We start from the raw sequence: 19,570 nt of genomic DNA on the forward strand, positions 1-19,570 counted from the left end.
AATCACCAACCCGGGTTTTGTACCAGATTGGGATTTTTATCTGTTTCGCGCTTCTGCATTGGCCATAGGTAATGTTTCTTTTCAAAAACGCGTTTCTCTACTATTGTTCTTACAAAAAAGGCGGGGTCTGTTTTTGATGCGCCTGCCTGAATATTCATACCATAGATATAAGTATTATCGGTTTGTTCGGCTATTTTCCAACGGTGGCAATCAAAATAACGTTGTGTTTCAAATGCCAGTTCAATGCGACGTTCATGATGGATACGCTCTCGCATATCACTTTGCGAAAGGCCTGCTGGTAATCCTGGCATACCGGAGCGAGCCCTGATCAGGTTGACATAACGGTAAACGTCGCCTACTGGCCCCTGCGCTTCATTCAAGGCTTCCGCGTAATTCAAATACTGTTCGCCCAGTCTGAAAAGAACCCAGGTACGTAATACCGATTGTACTACCGGTCTCCAGACAAAACTGGGGTTACACAATTTTTTTACGAGATACCCGGTTTTGGAATAATTGCCCGAACCCGCGGCCTTTTTACCATCGGCGCCATTAAACCAAAATTCCAGTCCCTGTGTGCGGGTTTTCCATATATCACCTGAGAAGTGAATGGTAGCATAAAAACGAGGATCACGGTTGACATACATATTACTGGTGCCTGCTACATACTTTCCACCAGGGTCAGCTTCCGTTGTAAAACCTGTTTCCGTATAGCCAGACTCCGGGTTGATGATTGGAGTATGATCGGCATTATATCCGGTTATGGGTCGCGTGCCATTGGCCATCTCGTAATCATCAACCAGATCCTGCGTTGGGGCGTTCAAGGTAAACCCAAGTAAACTCAGTGGTTCACTATACACATCATGATCATTAAACAAACCCGCGTTGTAGGAAAAAAATGCTTCCTTGTTGTTGTTTACATAAAATATCTCCTGGTAGTTTTTTACCGGATCATTTGTTGCCGAGGTATAAAGTCCATACCCAGCCGCTTCTGTCTGATCGATACAGGTTTTGGCTGCATTGGCGGCGTCCTGCCAGCGTGAGGCAGCAAAAGCCGGAAATAAATGAGTACCCTTATCGTCAACCAGGCCAGTATAATCCGGGTTTCCGTTCCATAGCGGACTGGCCATATAAAGCAAGGTACGCGCCTTTAAAGCTAGGCAAACAGATTTTGCAGGTCTACCATATTCGGCATCAGAGGTAATACGTGCAGGGAGTAACGCAGCGGCTTTATCGCATTCTGATGTGATAAAAGCAACACATTTATCGATCGGATCACGGCGAATGGCTTTCAGATCGGCAGAAAGTGATACCGTATGATCTGAAATAGGTACAGGACCATAAACCCTGATCAATAAAAAATGAAAGTACGCGCGCAGAAAAATAGCTTCTCCTTTTAATCTTGACCTTAATGCATCTGTAAAAAAGTCGTCAAGTGGTACCTTATCAATGTTTTCAATAAAAATATTGGTTTTACGAATGGCGTTATAATTCTCAGTCCACGGATCAGGGATATTATTGCTATAAGATGTTGGGTTCCACGAACCCGCGTTCATGCTGTTTGAAAAAGAGATGGCGTAAAACTGATCCATCTCATCAGATGCACCTATGTAAGGGTTACCTTTGGTATCGTTGTCGACCTGCCTATGCTCTTTTGGTAAGGAAGCATAAATGTTGCTCAGGAAACTCTGTGCATAATCGCGGTTAGCAAAAACCTTATCAATAGTCAGGTCATCATCAGGCGCTTTATTCAAAAAATCTTTTTTACAGGATGCTACTACAAAAAGCAACAACGTGATCATAACTGATTTTACAAGTAATTTCATAATACTATTAATTAAATGTGTTTAAAAAGTAACCTGCAGGCCTAAGTTGAGTGTTCGTACCTGGGGATATCCCCCGAAACTCACGCCATTACTGTTATCCTGCTCCGGATCAATCACCTTCAAATGATCCCAAAGCAATAAGTTGGTACCGTTCACAAAAAAGCGCGCATTACTTATCCCAAGCTTTTGGGAAAAGCTTTTAGGTATATTGTAACCTATTTCGGCCGATTTGAGTCGGAGGTAATTACCATTTGCCGCATACAGAGAATTGGTAACATAATTGTTGGTATTCTTTACATCGATAACCGAAGGGTACTTGGCATTGGCATTATTTGCGCCCGGGATCCACCGGTTATCATAATATTCTTTAATAACATTATAATTACCAACCCCATCCATAAAGGCCCATACGGGTCGTCCTCCCAGAAAGAAGGTAGAGCGGGCGGCACCTGTAAAGAACACACTGATATCAAAGCTCTTATATCCCAGTGTTATACCAAAACCATACATAATTTCGGGATTACGGGCATAACCAAAGTAGATTTGATCATCCGGAGTGATCTTACCATCACCATTAAGGTCCTTATATTTAATGTCACCTGGACGGATAACGGATTGTAGCTGCGTTTGGGACGGGCTATTGTCGATATCCTGCTGATCTTTGAATAACCCTACAGCGATATAACCATATGGCCGGTCGATACTCTGTCCACGTGAGTTCTGATAAGCCAATGGTTTTACCGGCGAATCGTCTTCAATTATTTTATTGCGGGCATAAGTAAAGTTAGCCTGGAATGCATAGTAAAATCCACCGGCTGTACGGTTTCTGATCTGTATATTACCGTCAATGCCTTTGTTGTTAACAATACCTAAGTTAGCGTAAGGAATATTATCTCCAAATCCTGCCGAACTGGGGATCTGCTGACGTTGAAGCAATATACCGGTACGGTGTTCGCGAAAGGCGTCAACCTGTAATACCACCTTGCCATTAAACATCTCCATATCCAAACCCAGATTGGCTTTGGTTGATGTTTCCCAACTAATATCTTCATTACCAATACGGCTTTCGGCAAATGCTCCTGTTGGGAAAGCCTGACTGGAACCAAAAGGATAATTGTCAGCATTTTTATTAATGGTGGTTTGAAACAGGAATCGCGAACCGCCGATCTGGTCGTTACCAACTTTTCCATATGATCCCCGGATCTTCAAGGAACTGACCACTTTCTTATTCCAAAACTTTTCATTGGATATGATCCACCCAAAAGCTCCTGATGGGAAAAACCCATACCGTTTACCCGGCGGAAAATTCTCTGAGCCGTTGTAACCACCGTTAAATTCAAGTAAATATCTGGAATCGTAATCATAGGTTACCCGACTTGCCAAACCTTGCCTGCGGAATGGAATATTATCAAGTGAACTGCCGGCAGTGAGGTTAATATACTCCCTCCTATTACCCAATAACAAGCCACTTACCGAGCTCCTACCAAATTTACGGTCATAATTAACCGATGCTTCGAGGTAAACCGCGCGATTAGCGGCGCTGCCATAATAAAACCCTAAAGCAGTCTCTGTTTGGATCAGTTTATACTGATCCTGTCCATTAGTATCCTTACCCAGGTACTGATACGTGCTGGGTATCTTGTGACGTACATTGTCCGTTTCATTGAAGTAGTCATAAGAAAACAAGCCATTAAGCGACAATCCCGGGGTAATAAGCGAAGATAAATCCCATTTTGTACCTAAAGAGCTTTGTAATGTGGTACGAAATTGTTTTTGATAGCCTTCCTGCGTTGTACGAGTGTACGGACTTTCTGATAGGAATGTACCTTTACCGGGGATAGAACCGTCGGGATTTTTAAAAGGATAACTGTTATTGGGTGTATAATTTAAGGCATCATAAATAACGCCTGCACTTGAGCCCGGATAATTACCATTTGATATAATACCGCCTACATTAAGCGCTATAGAGAAACTTTTAGATAGACTTACATCAACATTTGAACGGAAGTTGTAGCGTTTTACACTGGTATTTGTAGGGTATGGAATGGTAGGATCTTCTTTATATATACCGTCCTGGATGGTGTAGCCAACATTGGTGAAATATTTAAATGTTTGATTACCTCCCTGCAGGCTTAAATTGTTGATGGTTTGGATTGTATTCTTTTTTAAGGTGGCATCGATCCAATTAACATCCGGGTATAAAAACGGATCTGAATGATTTTTATATTTTTGCACCTCTTCTGGTGTAAAAAAAGCAGGTTTCCCTACATTGGCCATGGCTTCATTTGCCAATATCGCGTATTCATAACTATTGATAAAATCAGGCAGACGCAGGGCGGTCAGCATAGCCGTTTCTGTACGAAATGTCACCTTTGGCCTGCCTTCGGCGCCACGCTTTGTATTGATCAGAATAACACCATTGGCACCACGTATACCATACACCGCTGTAGCCGAAGCATCTTTTAACACCGAGAAACTTTCCACCTCCTGTATATTGAGATTATTCATATCCCGCTCAACCCCATCAACCAGTACCAGTGGTGCCCGCCCTCCGGATGTGGTACCAAACCCCCGGATATATACACTCGAAGCGTCATAACCAGGCTCGCCAGAACTCTGCCTCGTGATAATACCCGGCAACCGGCCTCCTATAGCATTGGATAGTGAAGGTGTTGAAACCTGCTGCAGATCGGAGATCTTTACGGTTGATACTGCTCCGGTAACTGATACCTTTTTCTGTGTACCAAAGCCCACAACTACTACATCATTTAACTTCCGGCCTATCTCATCCGGAACCAGCTTTATTCGCATGGTGCGGTGATTACCTACCCTAACATGTTGGGTCTTATAACCCACAAAGGTTACGGATATTGAGTCGTTTTCACTCGCAACTTCGATCAGAAATTTGCCGTATACGTCGGTAATTGTTCCTTTTGCACTACCTATTACTTTAACCGTGGCTCCGGGTAATATCTCGTCCTTTTCGTCAACAACAGTACCAGATAACACAAACGATGCAGGATTTGACGTTTTTGGCGCGCTCTTTAGTTCGCCAAATGTAGACACCGTGGCGCTTACCTGGTTACATAAAGCACAAATAATAACAAGTAAAAAAAGCTTATAATTATTGTGCTTTGCATATCTAAAGCTCCCTTTTAGATTAATGTGGGTTTCAAGATCCAAAACCCCCGGTTTTGTAGAAATTCGCATAAATTAATAAAGTTTAGCATACGTGTATTATTTATTAATTACTCAAGATGATCGTTTAAAACACGTTCATCCACACTGCGTCATGCAGTCTTTGTTTATAGCTGTTTCAAGGTGGGTTTTCATCAAATTCTCTCATGCTTTTTGGTTTTTATGGTTTATCTATATAGTTACTCTGTTAAAGTGTCTTAAAAAAAATTTGTCTTTTATTTTTTTGAATACGTATTCAAAAAAATAAAAGACAAAAAAAATGACCAAGTCATTTTTTTTGTCTTACAGATGTTCGCACAACCAGGTGCCCTTTCATCATGATCACTTGCGGTTCTGAACTTTTATCGCTGATTTCTTTTAGCATTAACTCCACGGTACTATCAACCATGTCCTCCAAGGGTTGTTCCCAGGTTGTTAAAGAATAAGAAGGCCACTCAGACATCCTTATATTATCAAATCCGATGACCGATATATCGTCGGGTATTTTTAAGCCGATAACCCGTATAGCGTCCATTACACCAAGAGCTATGATATCATTACCACAAAAGATACAATCAATGTTCTTATTACGTGTTATCAATTCCTGGGCGGCTTTAAAACCGCTTTCATAGGTATAGTTGCCCGGTTCAATTACCAGGTTACTAATTCCCCTGTCATCAAGCACTTCTTTAAAGCCCTTCAATCTGTCGATAGTGGTTGACGTGTCTGAAGGGCCCGAAATAAAAGCAAACGACTTGTGGCCCATCTCCACAAGATATGTTGCTATCTGCTTGGCAGCAAGATAATTATCACAAAAAACAGCACTACTCTCCAGCTTTTCGGTATAACGGTTAAATAAAATTACCACAATGCCGTTCCTGTTAAATTTTTGTGAAGCTGATGAGGATAATAAAGCATCCGTAATAATCACGCCCTCAACATTATACTCTAACAATTGGGTTATCTCCTTTTCCTGGATCTCTTCGTTTTCTGAATTAATAAATATCAAATGATAACCCAGTGCTGCTAAACGGTTATGAAATATCTCTAAAACAGCTGAATAAAAAGGATTTCGGATATTTCGCATAACAATACCAATCATCATGGTTTTTCTGGTGATCAGGCTCCTGGCATGGGCATTGGGCTGATATTCTAATTTTTCTGCAGCATCTAATATTTTCTTTCGTTTTTTTTCGGACACATTGGTATTACCTGCAAAAACTCTCGAAACAGTAGACTGCGAAACGCCCGCTAGTTCCGCTACATCCTGAGAAGTGTAATTTTTTTTATTCAAACTTATAAGTGATTAATAAGAACCATAAACATACTGAATACGTATTCAATAATCAAATATAATTTTTTTCTTTAAAAAGAGATTAATTTATTTACTTTTTTTTCGCTTGATATCAGTATAGCGAATTACAAAAATTCGATTAGGATAAGAAAGGCATTCGGATTATAATTATGCACTTATTGAAGCTAATTTCTTCAAACCCTCCATAGAAGAGTTCGAAAACTGTAGTCGCAAGTCACTGAAGGAACATTCCATTATGGACGTTTCCTTTTTTAATGCCCATAAGAAAATGATAGCCAGACTGTACAAAGGAATGCTTTTTGCCTAGTCCATATTAGACATGCGAACAAACCTTTAAGTGAGTTGCTAAAAGCCCGTTCGACTCTACATTAATATCCAATTCCATCGAAAACATTTCGAGTCTCATCAGTACTTAAACACAATTAGCGATAGAAGCTAGTTTCTTCAAGTCATCTATAAAAGGGTTCGGAAACTGCGGTCAGACCATCACTTAAAGAGGCAACACTAATGTGTTGCCTCTTTAAGTGATAAAAATATACAGATCAAATAATTACAATATGAACGACCTAAAAGCATTTCATATTCATTATAAGTTAGCCTTTCCAATGTACCATGTCATAAGGATAATAAGGATTATCTTTATAGCTGCTATCATCAAGTCCCATTATTTTAGTTACGGCACCAGCCTCCCAGCACCAATACCCCCGGTATGCACGTTCTTTTTTATGAGCATCATACCATGGATCATCTTTATGCAGCTTGTACCAATTTTCCAAGTAAGTTTTCATGGCCTTTTCAGCCTGATCTTTAGGCAGTTTGGTTAATGAAAATATTTCACTATACAGATTTTTATAAATTACGTCATCCGGTATTTTTCCTGTAGTGGTTTTGGCGTTGATGATATACCAAAGCAAACCATCGGGTTTCCACTCTTCAAAACTTGATCCTTCATCAGCCTGTGCCACATAATTAACAACTTTTTTAAAATCTTCGTCCGGGATATTTAACAAATAACCTAAAGAGACCATATCGATCATATCGGCATAAAAGGCATCTGCATCCCAACCTATTCCATAGTATTCAGTAGCTTTTAAAAAATCATCATAACATTGGTTAATATTGTTATTCATAGAATAATTGATGTATACCAAATCAAGATACTCCATTGCAATTATCCAATGATTATAGGGCTTAAGCTTGCTCTCGCTTTGCAGTTTCGCGTTATCTTCCGAATACATTTCAAGATTACGCTGTTTCTTTTTGATCATTGAATCAAAAAAAGCCTCATCTTTAAACTGGGCCCTTATCGGCTTCGCGGTTTCGGCCTTAGAATTTCCAAATATGCTGTTAAAAAAACCCATTTTTATATATTAATTATGTTTAAAACCAACTTGCAATTGTTTTACCCAGGCCACTACCGGCGATCCCCCCTATCACCCCTCCAACTATTCCTCCTACAACCGTGCCAACACCAGGACAAATAGCGGTACCTATAATGGCACCCAACTCCGCTCCTGCGATTCCACCGGCCAGCCCGCCGGCAGCACCGCCAACAGCCTCTTTTGTTTTTTCGCCAAAGCCCCCCTCTTCTTCGTAAGCCGAATATATGTTATAAGCATCAATAGCAACACCAACAACAATAAGGCCACGGCCGGCCACTTTCCCAGCAACACTTAAAGCAGGTGACCTTGCTATTGCCTGGCTCGCTTTAAATAAACCATCGTTAGCTCCTGTAGCGTATTTACTGCTACGCACCGCCTGGGAGAAATTTGACTCTGAAAGTGCTGTTAAAGCTTTTGAATTGCGCAGAGATGAGCGGACACTATTCATCATATTGCCTGCCCTTGAAGTTTGAATCTCCAATGCCTCGCTTTGTCCTCTGGTAGCCTTAAACCCCCTGTCATTCATGGTTTCTGACGTCATGGTACCATCGGGTTTTACTTTAGTGACCTCTCGCGTAAGCGTACCATTATTATTAGCCCTTGCAAATGCCTCTTCATCAGCAGGGTTAATAGCCCCATTATTATCAATATGGTTTCTTGTCCAACGGGCGCTTAACTCACGCCCATTATTGGTATTGGCAATGGTGGCGGTATTATATTTGGTATCGGTTATTTTAAGTTCATCGCCTTTGGCATAGGCACCGTCTATACCAGAAGCAGTGGGCTTATCAATGTTTATTAGCGGGTGTTCGCTCCTAACATCTCGGTATCCTTGCTGCCTGTGATAAACATTATCTTTCATTTCGCCATAATTGCCCTGCCGCCGGTAATCGCTTGGACTGTTTGGCCGCACCAGGCTCAATTTACCGTTTTCCACGTCGTAAATAGTGCCTCGTTGTAATATATCTAAAGTATTGGTATAATCTCCATAAGTAAATACGCCAGCCCCCAATCCGGTTAGGGCTCCGTTACTGCTTCCACTGGGGGCATTAAAATCTACTTTTATTTTACCTCCTTTTTTGCAAAGCAAATTAGCGTCTTCAAATAATAGTTTATAACCATTTACCTTTACGCCCTTATTTGTTTTATCCCAGTAGATAGGTTCAAACTGACAAGGGCCACCCGTAGCTGAGCACCTACCCATTGGCTGAATATTTTCACCGGGGATCATGTCCATTTCACTGGCCAAATACTCACCATATATTTTGGTATTGTTATGATGGGTAACCTTCAGCCTGCACGGGCTCGAACCCTTATCGCAGGTAAGGCAGCTATTATCCGGAATATATTTCTTTGACATCTTATATAACTTTAAGGCGGTGTAACACTTCCTTTATATTATACCATTAACATACTATTCTTAAAAATGCTGGCTTTTTTACCATTTGATTCGGGTAGTTCAGATTGCTCTATCCGCTTGCACTGATGTGCGTTTACCACAGTATAAAAAGATGGTACATGTAACTGTAAATACAGATCAGCGCTTTGCAATACGTTATTTTTAAACAGGTAGATCTCCTCAATTTCGGTTTGCAGATCAACCTTTAGATCATAAGTATTGGTAAGATCTTTCATCATTCGTACAAAAGCTTTCCGGTCAAATTTTTCGTCATCGATTTTTGCGTCATTGGTTATTTTTACCCAATCGCCGGTCTGCTCGTTGTTAGCGTGAATGATCAGCGGCAGATCAACCGGGCCAAAAAAGCCCTTGAGCAATAAGGGATATTTTTCGGTTATTTCTAACGCTCTGTAAAAGGGTTGAAAAAAACAGCGATAATGGCTATAGCCCATAAAACTTTGTAAAAAACGTTTGGGATCCTGTAGTAATTTTTCGGTTTCGGAGAGCATCACATGAATACCTTCATGGTTTTGGTATTTATTGGCAATTTTTACCCGATAACCGTTATTCCATCGGGTTATAAAATGGTTAAAGTTATTAATGCCAATAAATTTTCCCTCAAGATCGGTAATAACCTGTATCGGCGATTGCAGCCATTCCATATCGCCGGCCCATTCGTGGATGAGCGCCGATCCCTCCATGTCCTGATCAAGTAAGGAATACTCAAAAACCCGTTGTTTTTCGTCCTGACTTATCAACTTTATTTGTACCCATCTGTCCTGTACAAACTCCAATACTTTTGTACCGGTAATGGTACGACTGGATGACGTAACCTGATACCAGGCACTTTCAAAATCGGTTCCAAATGATAGTTTCATGATTAGGATTGATTAATTTCAACATCAGCCGCGATGATATGTGCCAAACTGCCTCCATCGATATTCATTTTATCAACCGAACTTATCTCCGCTGTTTTACCCGAGGCCGAAATTTTTCCTGATGGAGCATCCATGGTCACATCTTTTGCCGTGGCAGATAGTTTTACACTTTCTGTTTCACTGGTAAACGAAATATCCTTTTTTGCATTGGTGGTTATCCCTTCATCCTGTGCAGTAACACCGATTGACTTTTTGGCTGTCATGTTGATTACGCCATCCCCTCCACCTTCTTTAGCAGGGGCGGCCGTTATATTTATACTATTACCCGCATTTATATTAATATCTTTTGATACCAGGGTGATGGTATTTGGCGCAGAAATAGTTACCGTTCCATCACCATTGAGCGTAACCACATTACCACTCGGATCTTTGACATTAACACTGCCGTTACTATCATCCAATATTACCGTATTACCGCTTCTAGTCGTGAGCGCCTTAACTTTATTATTCTGGTTACCGCCGCTGCCCGTTTTGCCGCTGAACATGCTACCTATAATAATAGGCCGGGCTATATTGCCCTCTTCAAACGCAACTAAAACCTGATCGCCAACCTCAGGAATAAAAACAAACCCGCGATTCTTGCTTACTTTATCAGAACTGCCTGCATCCGGTGCAACTACCCTTAACCATTCTGTAACATCATTGGATTGGCATTGCCATTTAAATTTCACCTTAATACGTCCATGTCCGTCGGGATCCGCGTTGTCAACCACATCAGCCAGTTGCATATCCGGATTAGGCTTAACGGCTTCATTCACCGGCAGGCGTTCTGTATCAGCGGTTACGCCTTCAAAAGTATTCTGATAATGGCCTACACCATCTATCTGATGATAAACTGCCGTAACCAGGAATTTTCCGAAATCCTGCAATTCAAAACTGGTAGCACCCCGCATACTTGTACTCACATTCAGCACTTTTCCCAATCCTACCTGTGGATTATCGCCATTGCCTATAATATTTACCAATTCAGCTATCTGCGCCTTTTGCTCATTATTTACAAAATCACTTATTTCTTTTTGCGAATTCACACGCACCTCCATTGGCCCATTAAAAACCTTGCTAAATACTTTATTAGAAGCATCTATCGCATGTGCCACATCCGGATTGCCACCTGCCGCCCCTTTCGGTTCGGCTTTAAGCAACTCGTCTTGTTTGGGATTATAAGCAAACTTATTTTGTTTAAGAGGAGCTATCTGCATAGCGTACTGCAGGCTATGGAGGTCGCGGCCATAGATCAGGCTTACTTCATCAAGCTTATCTGGCTTTCCAAAATTTAGTTTTTGCCCATCATAGTAAAACCATTCATAATACTCAGCCGACAGTCGATTGATAAAGTCATAATCACTTTCGCGGTATTGGATGATATAATCAATTGGAGAAGTATTAGTTGGTTTAATATTGAATTTCAGATCATTTTGAGGTGCATCCTGCGTAGCCAGTTGAATGATGGTTTTAAGATCCTTATTCAGGTATGAACCCAGATCAGGCCCTCGGTCTATCAGTATACCCGGACTAAAGCCGCTAATTAATATATCTCCATGAAAACCATGACTTTGTGATAGCTCTACTTTGGTTACGATCCCGCTAAATATATTTTCGCTACCACTGGCTACCCCAAATTGTACCGTTATGTTTTTACCGATAAAATCTTTAGAGTTTTGCAATGTTACCTGGTTATACTCTTCAACCTGATCATGGTTAAAGCGTAACTGAAAAGTGTGGTGCTCGTTAAAACGCTGATCAAGGTTAAACGTTGAAAAATGCGTTATTGGAGTGCCTTCTATGTTGATATCAACTATTAATTTCTTTTCCATAATTCAGTAGATGATCCCTAGCCTTTGAGTGGCCAAGGGCAGAAATAACTTATAACTTTATACTGGCCCTTTATCTTCCCAAACACAAAACCGTATGAAGTTTCTTTACCGTTTTTTTGTTCATATTGCTGTTGCAGTTCATACAGCTTACTACCTTTGTCAGTTGCTTTTTTTAAGGTGTTGTAATAGTTATCTTGAGTAGCCGGATCAATTTCAGACAGATCGTCTTCTTTACTTAGAGGTATTAACCGCAAGGCATCTTTACTAAAAATAGCTCCTTCGTATATCGGATACTCGGTAGCACTAATTAGTCCTTCTGCAGGATTTATAGTAGTAGCCTTCATATCTTCAGCAGTCCATTGAGGAAGGGTTTGCAACGGAAAGCAGCACATCATTTTCAGCTGTATTTTGTCATGTTTTTTTGCCGCTTCTTTAAATTTTTTTAAAAACGCTCTAAACTGCTGTTCATCATTATTGTTAACAGGAATATCAATTTGAGCCATCTTACCGACCTGTTGTACACGAGAAGTACTAACTGCTGCTTTATTTTGCACGGGCGTATTACCCTTGCAACCCATATGTATGCAAGTCAGCAAAATAAGCTGAAAAAGCAAAATATATGTGGTCTTTTTCATCATGATCAACTTCTTGGTATACTGATAATGGCCCTGTCTTCCATTCTTTTTAAAATTACCGCAGCTCCTAATTGTTTGGATACAGCGTTGACATCAAAAACACGATCCTTTACATACTTACCTTTGGTATAATGGTTAGAAAAGCTCCAGAGGTATGGTGTATGTATTCCCTTACCGGCATAACCAAAGCCGTTATAACCTTCTAGTTTTTGTAATATAAAAGGCAGGCTCCAGTTATTTACCTTATCGTATTTCATGAGCTTAAGGGCGTCAACCGCACTTTCCTCAAAGGTAAAAGGCGGCCCGTGCCCAACCTTTGGCCTGTTGGCGGGCACCTGCACTGTGTAACCCGTTAAAGGATCGCCATTGTGTAAATGTTTTTTAAAACTGAAGGAGCATTCCAGATAATGTACACAAGCAATAAAATACCATGGGATAGAAGAGCCTCCACCAAAAAAATTAACCGGTGAATAAACATCGCCACCAAGTAAAGTAGCACTATTAAAAAAATTATTGCCCAACATAGTATTCGTTTGTGGCTGTGGTGCTACATTCAATAAACTATTTTGTTGTGATGCACCAATCGTTGGCAAATTAAGCGAGCCCGCACTAAACCTGTCAAAAAAAGAAGTATAACTGGAAGCAAATAAATTTCTGTTTGCGGGCGGAAACAACATACCATTGCCTAAGCGAACCAAGCTTGAAATGTTTTCATACCGGTTACGGTTTACGGTTACATTTTCATCAATCACTTTATCAACCTGGGCAACCTTTTCTTTGTTGATTACACAGGTGTTAAAAAGCAACAGATATTCCATAGCCGTTGGGATGGATGACTTTTTTACCTTTTTTTTAGTGGTAGGTACAGGGGCACGCGTTATTCTTTTCTTCTTTTTCATAGGTATATCAAAGAAATAAATAAGAACAAACTAAAAAAATACGGAGAAAATACATTTACTTACTTTCTCCGTATTTTCAGTTTATATAAACGACGGCTTATTTAGGCCAATCGTTTTCGTGCTGGGCATTACCCATTTTTAATTTGCGTGCCGATATCACAAAGCTTAATGACATAGGATTGTTGCCAATGATCGATATACCTTCATTATATTGGATGATATAACCTTCCTCAAAGTTCAACTCCTTCATTTTGGCGTCTTCATCTGATTTTTTGAAGGTAATAGTCCCATTGACGGGTTTGTATTGATTATTAACCATTGATTCGATAACCGATGTATCCTCAGTTGATTCAACCTCAACTTGTATGGTGCCACCGTAAACACCAGATGACGGACGGCCTTTCGCGTCCACATCCCTGTTTAATGAAAAGCTGCATTGCAGCACATCAAACTCCTTTGATCCGAGGGTAATTCTTGCTTTGAAAGCCATTGTTCTAAAAATTTTAAATTAAAAAATAACCAGGTGCACATAAGCACCAGTACAATTTGGTCAAAAAAAATTAAATAATTTAATTTTTGCCCGGCCAGTCATTTACATGCTCTGCACTGCCTAATTTAAGCTTGCGCGCAGAGATTACAAATTTGAGGCTCATTGGAGTAGATCCAGTAATGTCAATCCCTTCAGAATACTTTACAATGTAACCATCTTCAAAAGAAAGCTCTTTCATTTTAGCGTCTTCTTCAGATTTTTTAATCAGCAAAGTACCCGCAATAGGTTTGTACTGGTTGTTTACCATCGACTCGATGATGGAAGTGTCTTCGGTTGATTCGATCTCGATATCGATCGTACCACCATAAACGCCAGAGGAAGGGCGTCCTTTTGAATCAACATCGCGGTTAAGCGCATACGAGCAAGTAAGTACATCGTAATCCTTGCCCGAAAAATTTAATCTTGCTTTGAAAGCCATAACGATAAATTTTAAAGGTTAATAATTTAAAAAAATACAGTTTTTCTGTATCCTTTATAACTACAAATAAGAATTATTATTGTTTTGGTAAATATTATTTTTTTATCAAATAAGCTTTAACCCAAATGAATATAATTTTTGGAGCCATTTTTTGCTGTATTCATTTTGCAGAGAGTACAAATGCCCTATTGTGCTGGTATGCACAGGTTTTATCTGACGTTTTTCAAGAATTCCTTTTTTGATAGCCAGGTATGTAGGGTGCTGATTTTTTTGCCAGTCGTCCCAGGCTGGTTCATCCAGTATAGATATTATTCTGGCAGATTTTCCACTAAAGTTAATATCCATACGCCCGGCAGAACTGATAAATACTTGGTCGGGCATAAATATGCGGTCAAAAAAACCTTTGATACGGGTATTAATGGAATCTTTATAAACCGGGCAAAAAATAGCGATGTGGGTTGCCCATTTTAACATATTGATGGATTGCAGCAGATCGGGCTCCGTAACGGTATTGGGAACAGCAAACTGTTTATTGGGATTAAACTTTAAGTCGGCTATCACCAGCTCTCTTACAACACTCTGGGCGGCTTCTGCCCCATCTTTATAAGCGCCGATCAACGCGGCCGTGTTCTCTCCTTTATTAATATCTGCGTTAATGATCAATAGTTGCCTCATTGGCTACAAACATAGCCAGTATTTAACAATAAATAAAGCTAACGGCGAACTTAAATTAACATCAAACAAAAGAGCCATTTAACAAATGCTAAATGGCTTTTTTGCAGTTATTATTTATTATCTATTGTTGCTTATATTCGGTATCCCAGGTAGTACTGTCATCATCACCTTTCTGACCATCAAGTTTCACAACGAAACTTTTTGCCGGAAAATAAGGGATAATATTGATATCCAAATGAATGCGATCTTTCTGTTGTTCATCGCGTTCAAAACGAATGATTTTAAAACGTTCGATCAACCTGTCGGGGCCTTGAATGTTATCAAGGAATTTTACGATCTGTGAGCGCAGATCCTGCTCGGTTTTTGAGTTCCAGTTTTCAAAAGCACGACGGTTCAAAAAGTCAAACAATACTTTAGTGATATAGTCAAATACACGAACCACAGAGTATGTCTGAAGGCCGATATTATCACCATTAAACAATGTTTTGGCCGAAAATGCCATCACCTTACCATACTCATTAACCATAGGCACTAAACCTACACGCTCCAGGTGCGATATTTCACTTTTCTTTAAATCAAAGCGCACACCGTCAACCTCATTTACCGCTCCATGTTTTTTACCGGCAGTAACCTGCGACATAAGTGTGTAATACATTTTACCGGCCAATGCTGCAGAGCCTGGCACATAAAGATCATCCACCTCACCAGCTTCTGATACCTTGCCCCTGCCTACCAGCCAATTACAGGTCATGATGGTATTCGACTTAAAGGCATCGCCACCAGTTAAATTGGCGGCGGTAAACAAATCCAATACATCATCCGGCTGTTCCAGATCGGCAAAATCGGTAACCAGCATTACCTTATTATCATAAGCTATTTTTGACCACCGCTCCACAACTTTATTGGAACCGAGATAGCCTGGAATAACCAGAATGGAATAATTTTGGCGCAGATCCAATCGATCGTAATTTTGTTTTAACTCGTTGGCGGTAAACTCAATAAACCTTGGGTTATCTAATTCCTTCAACTGATCAAGCGAGGCATTCATCACCACAACATTTTTCAACTTGTCGGCCTCTGTATTTTTATAAAACAAATGAACCGAACGATATGCCTGCTCCAGCTCGCGTGTAGCCTGTAGCGTGTTCAGCAGGTTTTTGTTTAAATTCTCTTCGGTGCTTTGCAGGTTTTCAGTGCTTTTCTCAACAATATCACTTACCGAATCGCCATTTTCCAAAGCATCAATCCACTGATTAAGTTTTAATTTTAATTCCTCACGCTCTGTTTTCTTTTCATCGTCGGTTAAAAATATTTGTTTACGGGCTTTGCGTTCGGGATTAAGGTTCTGTAAGCCTTCAATAGCGGATTCGAGCAAGTCGAACCCACCTACACGTGAAAGTTTATCAAGACTTGATGATAACGATAGCTCCTCTTTCTCTTTAGGTTTATAAACCTGACCAGATGACTGATCATTAAGTATCTGCTCATTAGGTGTTGCCATGATCGTATTTTTATTTGTTTAGGTTATTATTGCTCCAACTCTTTAACTATACCTTTCAGCGCGTCAATAAATGCCTGTTTGGTTTCGGCACTATCAAGGGTTGTTTTTAATGTTTTATTTGTTTTTAACTGCTTAATGATATTCTGATACATTTCGCGCTGAATATTGAGCTTACGCAGATAATTACTTTGCTGAACCAATCTTTTCGGGGCAAAATCGCCCAGGTTGGCAAAATGAAAAGTCTCATTAATACTTGATCCATCCGTCTTTTCAAGGGCCACATTAACCTTGGGCTTGTAATGACCAAATACTTCCTCCACATTTTTCAGCCCTTCCACTTTTTCGGGCCTAAGCGGTTCATTATCTGTAAGTTTTTGGATAAATAATGTTTTATTGGGAGCTATATCATTAAATGCTTCTGAGGTATCGACTTTCTTCTCGTTTCCTCCTATTTCGTAGTTAAACATAATTTCTTAATTAAATGATAAGTATAGAATTGTAAATATTAATAATGTAATTACTCGCAAATTGTTTTTACTGTGGTTTAATTCTTTCAAAAAGAGTTACTTAATATCCCATAATAGCTCATCGTTACCGGTATTTTTACTTATGATCACACTATTTCCCTTTTTTAACTCCCCTGAAATAATATATCGTGAAATGGGCCTTCTAAGCTGGTTGCGTATCACACCCGATAATTGCCTTGCTCCATATTTGGGTGTAAAACCTTTCAATGCCAACATACTCTTGGCCTCGTCGCTGATCTGCATACCGATGCCCATTTTTTCCAGAGCCTGAACCAGGCTTTTGAGCTGAATGTCAAATATCCGCACCACATTTTCTTCTGATATTGGTGCAAACGGCACAATTTCAGATAAACGCGCTAAAAATTCCGGCCGGAAATTTTTACCCATTACCTCCATTAATTGAGAAGATGTTGGCATATTGCCTTTTTGTATTTCGCCTGCTACCCATTCGCTGCCAATATTAGATGTAAACAGGATAAGTGCATTGGAAAAATCACCTTCTTTACCTAATCTATCATGCATATGACCTTCGTCTAATATTTGCAAAAAGATGTCGAATACCGATGGGTGCGCTTTTTCGATCTCATCAAATAATACTACTGAGTATGGCTGCTGGCGAATTTTATTCACCAAAAGACCACCTTCTTCATATCCTACGTACCCCGGAGGAGCGCCATACAATAAGGCCGCGGAATGCTCTTCTTTAAATTCAGACATGTCAAAGCGAATCATAGCTTTTTCATCGTTGAAGAGAAACTCTGCAATTGATTTAGCAAGCTCAGTTTTACCCGTGCCTGTTGGGCCCAATAAAAAGAACGAACCAATTGGCTGCCCCTTTTTATTTAAACCACTGCGCGATTCCAGGATGGCGTCTGATACGGCTTTCAACGCCTGATCCTGTCCTACTACACGTTTCTTTAGAAAGCCTTCCATGTTTAAAAGCCTTTCTTTTTCCTGAGCTTGTATCTTGCCTAAAGGGATACCTGTTTTATAAGATATAATGGCTGCGATATCCTGTTTATCAACAACCTCTGTTTTATTGCCGGCCAAAGCTTCCAGCTGACTTATATTTCTTTCAAAATAAGCATCAAACTCTTCGGGAGTTTCCAGACTTTCCACCTGTGTTTCGTCCTCCAGTTGCCCCAATAATACGGCACTGATCTTATTGCGCAGCAGAGAATATAACCATTTGTAAGAAAGGATCAGTTCGGGATCATCGTTGCTGTTTTTGAGCTCTTCAAAATGCGCCCGCAATTCGGCTAATGAAGTTATTGAGGTATCGTTCATTAAGCGGATAGCCGCCATGGTACGATCGAGAAGATCAAAAGCGGCATCGGGCAAGCGTCTATCTTTCAGATAACGCTGCGCCAGGCGCACACACTCTTCTGCCGCGTTGGCATCCACTTTTAGGTTATGATGAGACTCATAACGGGGCACCAGCTTTTTAAGCATTTTTATGGCCGTGGCTGTATCCGGCTCATTCACCTGCAATACTTCAAAACGGCGACTAAAAGCCTGTTCGGGCTCGATAACCTTTCGGTATTCATCAATAGTAGTAGCGCCTATTACGGTTATTTCGCCCCGGGCTAATTCCGGTTTGAGCAAATTACCTACCCCACCGCCAATCGGGCCTTTATTATCTAATAACGTATGTATCTCGTCAATAAACAAGATGGCTTTATCCAGCTGCTTTAATTCCCGGAGAATATTCTTCAGTCGATCTTCAATCTCGCCTTTATAAGATGCCCCTGCTATTAATGAACCCAGATCCAGCTCATACAATTGTACGTTTTTTAACGAATCGGGTACCTGGTCATTTACAATATCCAGAGCAAAGCCATCAACCAACGCTGTTTTACCCACCCCGGCATCACCGGTTATCAGCACATTGGGTTTTGTACGGCGACTTAATATTTCCATGACCATGCGGGTTTCCCGCTCACGGCCAATAATAGGATCTATTTTATCATGTCGGGCCAGTTCGGTACGGTCGATACAATATTTCAGCAAAGCACTGTTTGTTTTTGCCGGAGTATCCCCAACAGCATCTTTATTGGCTGATGTTTGCACAGCTTGCTGTATCTCCTCATTGCTCAGGTAAATATCCAATAGTTCCTTTTCTTTTACCGGAAACGATTTAAGCTGATTTACATCAAAACCTACGTTGGGTTTAACCAGAGCAATAAGCACACAAACCGGGGTTATGAGGTCAATCCCAAGCTTAATACGCACGTTATCGGCTTCTTCAAAAACCTGTCTAACAGCGTTATTGCCCAGCATTTCATCAGGTACGGTAATGGCAGGTGCATACTCCTCTATTCTAACGTCGGCCCAATCCTGTATATAAGCTGCGTCTTTTCCCAAAGATTGCAGCATACCGCGCAACCCTACCTCCTGGTGCATTAAACCTTTTAACAGGTGCGCCGGGCCAAACTCTTTATGGTGATATTCTTTCGCGAGCGATTGAGCCACCCTAACGGCCGTTTTTACTGATTCACTGAGATTAACTACATTCAT

Annotated in this window: 15 protein-coding genes; all 15 read right to left on the reverse strand. The window is 40.5% G+C overall.

The window, feature by feature from the left end:
- Window positions 1-2: 2 nt before the first annotated feature.
- The 15 genes from ACTJKG_RS15020 to ACTJKG_RS15090 all read right to left on the reverse strand — a co-directional run bounded on the left by ACTJKG_RS15020 (window position 3) and on the right by ACTJKG_RS15090 (window position 19,570).
- On the reverse strand, window positions 3-1,823 hold the full coding sequence (locus tag ACTJKG_RS15020) for a RagB/SusD family nutrient uptake outer membrane protein (protein WP_172337328.1): 1,821 nt from the start codon (window positions 1,821-1,823) through the stop codon (window positions 3-5).
- A gap of 21 nt (window positions 1,824-1,844) precedes the next feature.
- The gene (locus tag ACTJKG_RS15025; protein ID WP_440739690.1) at window positions 1,845-5,033 is read right to left on the reverse strand and encodes a SusC/RagA family TonB-linked outer membrane protein; all 3,189 of its coding nucleotides are present in this window, start codon (window positions 5,031-5,033) and stop codon (window positions 1,845-1,847) included.
- Window positions 5,034-5,289: 256 nt separating this feature from the next.
- A complete protein-coding gene (locus ACTJKG_RS15030) occupies window positions 5,290-6,294 on the reverse strand; it encodes a LacI family DNA-binding transcriptional regulator (RefSeq protein ID WP_172337330.1) in 1,005 nt (334 codons plus the stop codon).
- A gap of 614 nt (window positions 6,295-6,908) precedes the next feature.
- Window positions 6,909-7,676 (reverse strand): PoNe immunity protein domain-containing protein, encoded by a 768-nt coding sequence (locus tag ACTJKG_RS15035; protein WP_172337331.1) that lies wholly within the window; start codon window positions 7,674-7,676, stop codon window positions 6,909-6,911.
- A 19-nt stretch (window positions 7,677-7,695) separates the two neighbouring features.
- A complete protein-coding gene (locus tag ACTJKG_RS15040; RefSeq protein WP_172337332.1) occupies window positions 7,696-9,057 on the reverse strand; it encodes a PAAR-like protein in 1,362 nt (453 codons plus the stop codon).
- A gap of 38 nt (window positions 9,058-9,095) precedes the next feature.
- Window positions 9,096-9,974, reverse strand: coding sequence for a hypothetical protein (locus ACTJKG_RS15045; protein ID WP_440739691.1), 879 nt, complete (start codon window positions 9,972-9,974; stop codon window positions 9,096-9,098).
- Window positions 9,975-9,976: 2 nt separating this feature from the next.
- Entirely contained in the window at window positions 9,977-11,848 is a 1,872-nt protein-coding gene (locus ACTJKG_RS15050) for a type VI secretion system Vgr family protein (RefSeq protein ID WP_440739692.1), read from the reverse strand.
- Between the two features lie 17 nt (window positions 11,849-11,865).
- A complete protein-coding gene (locus tag ACTJKG_RS15055; RefSeq protein WP_172337335.1) occupies window positions 11,866-12,486 on the reverse strand; it encodes a hypothetical protein in 621 nt (206 codons plus the stop codon).
- A 2-nt stretch (window positions 12,487-12,488) separates the two neighbouring features.
- The gene (locus tag ACTJKG_RS15060) at window positions 12,489-13,382 is read right to left on the reverse strand and encodes a hypothetical protein (RefSeq protein WP_440739693.1); all 894 of its coding nucleotides are present in this window, start codon (window positions 13,380-13,382) and stop codon (window positions 12,489-12,491) included.
- 97 nt (window positions 13,383-13,479) lie between these two features.
- On the reverse strand, window positions 13,480-13,872 hold the full coding sequence (gene tssD / locus ACTJKG_RS15065) for a type VI secretion system tube protein TssD (RefSeq protein WP_172337337.1): 393 nt from the start codon (window positions 13,870-13,872) through the stop codon (window positions 13,480-13,482).
- A 79-nt stretch (window positions 13,873-13,951) separates the two neighbouring features.
- Window positions 13,952-14,350, reverse strand: coding sequence for a type VI secretion system tube protein TssD (gene tssD, locus ACTJKG_RS15070; protein WP_076376521.1), 399 nt, complete (start codon window positions 14,348-14,350; stop codon window positions 13,952-13,954).
- A 105-nt stretch (window positions 14,351-14,455) separates the two neighbouring features.
- Window positions 14,456-15,025, reverse strand: coding sequence for an NAD(P)H-dependent oxidoreductase (locus ACTJKG_RS15075; RefSeq protein WP_172337338.1), 570 nt, complete (start codon window positions 15,023-15,025; stop codon window positions 14,456-14,458).
- 121 nt (window positions 15,026-15,146) lie between these two features.
- Window positions 15,147-16,526, reverse strand: coding sequence for a DUF5458 family protein (locus ACTJKG_RS15080; RefSeq protein WP_440739694.1), 1,380 nt, complete (start codon window positions 16,524-16,526; stop codon window positions 15,147-15,149).
- Window positions 16,527-16,552: 26 nt separating this feature from the next.
- Window positions 16,553-16,993: a type VI secretion system contractile sheath small subunit gene (locus ACTJKG_RS15085; protein ID WP_172337340.1), complete on the reverse strand. Its 441-nt coding sequence runs from the start codon at window positions 16,991-16,993 to the stop codon at window positions 16,553-16,555.
- 96 nt (window positions 16,994-17,089) lie between these two features.
- Window positions 17,090-19,570, reverse strand: coding sequence for an ATP-dependent Clp protease ATP-binding subunit (locus ACTJKG_RS15090; protein ID WP_440739695.1), 2,481 nt, complete (start codon window positions 19,568-19,570; stop codon window positions 17,090-17,092).

Source organism: Mucilaginibacter sp. 22184 (genome assembly GCF_052045695.1).
Classification (GTDB): Bacteria; Bacteroidota; Bacteroidia; order Sphingobacteriales; family Sphingobacteriaceae; genus Mucilaginibacter.

Bases quoted from the DNA above. Each gene is read 5' to 3' on its own strand.
- ACTJKG_RS15020 (WP_172337328.1), bottom strand. From the start codon at position 1,823: ATGAAATTACTTGTAAAATCAGTTATGATCACGTTGTTGCTTTTTGTA.
- ACTJKG_RS15025 (WP_440739690.1), bottom strand. From the start codon at position 5,033: ATGCGAATTTCTACAAAACCGGGGGTTTTGGATCTTGAAACCCACATT.
- ACTJKG_RS15035 (WP_172337331.1), bottom strand. From the start codon at position 7,676: ATGGGTTTTTTTAACAGCATATTTGGAAATTCTAAGGCCGAAACCGCG.
- ACTJKG_RS15040 (WP_172337332.1), bottom strand. From the start codon at position 9,057: ATGTCAAAGAAATATATTCCGGATAATAGCTGCCTTACCTGCGATAAG.
- ACTJKG_RS15045 (WP_440739691.1), bottom strand. From the start codon at position 9,974: ATGAAACTATCATTTGGAACCGATTTTGAAAGTGCCTGGTATCAGGTT.
- ACTJKG_RS15050 (WP_440739692.1), bottom strand. From the start codon at position 11,848: ATGGAAAAGAAATTAATAGTTGATATCAACATAGAAGGCACTCCAATA.
- ACTJKG_RS15055 (WP_172337335.1), bottom strand. From the start codon at position 12,486: ATGATGAAAAAGACCACATATATTTTGCTTTTTCAGCTTATTTTGCTG.
- ACTJKG_RS15060 (WP_440739693.1), bottom strand. From the start codon at position 13,382: ATGAAAAAGAAGAAAAGAATAACGCGTGCCCCTGTACCTACCACTAAA.
- tssD (WP_172337337.1), bottom strand. From the start codon at position 13,872: ATGGCTTTCAAAGCAAGAATTACCCTCGGATCAAAGGAGTTTGATGTG.
- tssD (WP_076376521.1), bottom strand. From the start codon at position 14,350: ATGGCTTTCAAAGCAAGATTAAATTTTTCGGGCAAGGATTACGATGTA.
- ACTJKG_RS15075 (WP_172337338.1), bottom strand. From the start codon at position 15,025: ATGAGGCAACTATTGATCATTAACGCAGATATTAATAAAGGAGAGAAC.
- ACTJKG_RS15080 (WP_440739694.1), bottom strand. From the start codon at position 16,526: ATGGCAACACCTAATGAGCAGATACTTAATGATCAGTCATCTGGTCAG.
- ACTJKG_RS15085 (WP_172337340.1), bottom strand. From the start codon at position 16,993: ATGTTTAACTACGAAATAGGAGGAAACGAGAAGAAAGTCGATACCTCA.
- ACTJKG_RS15090 (WP_440739695.1), bottom strand. From the start codon at position 19,570: ATGAATGTAGTTAATCTCAGTGAATCAGTAAAAACGGCCGTTAGGGTG.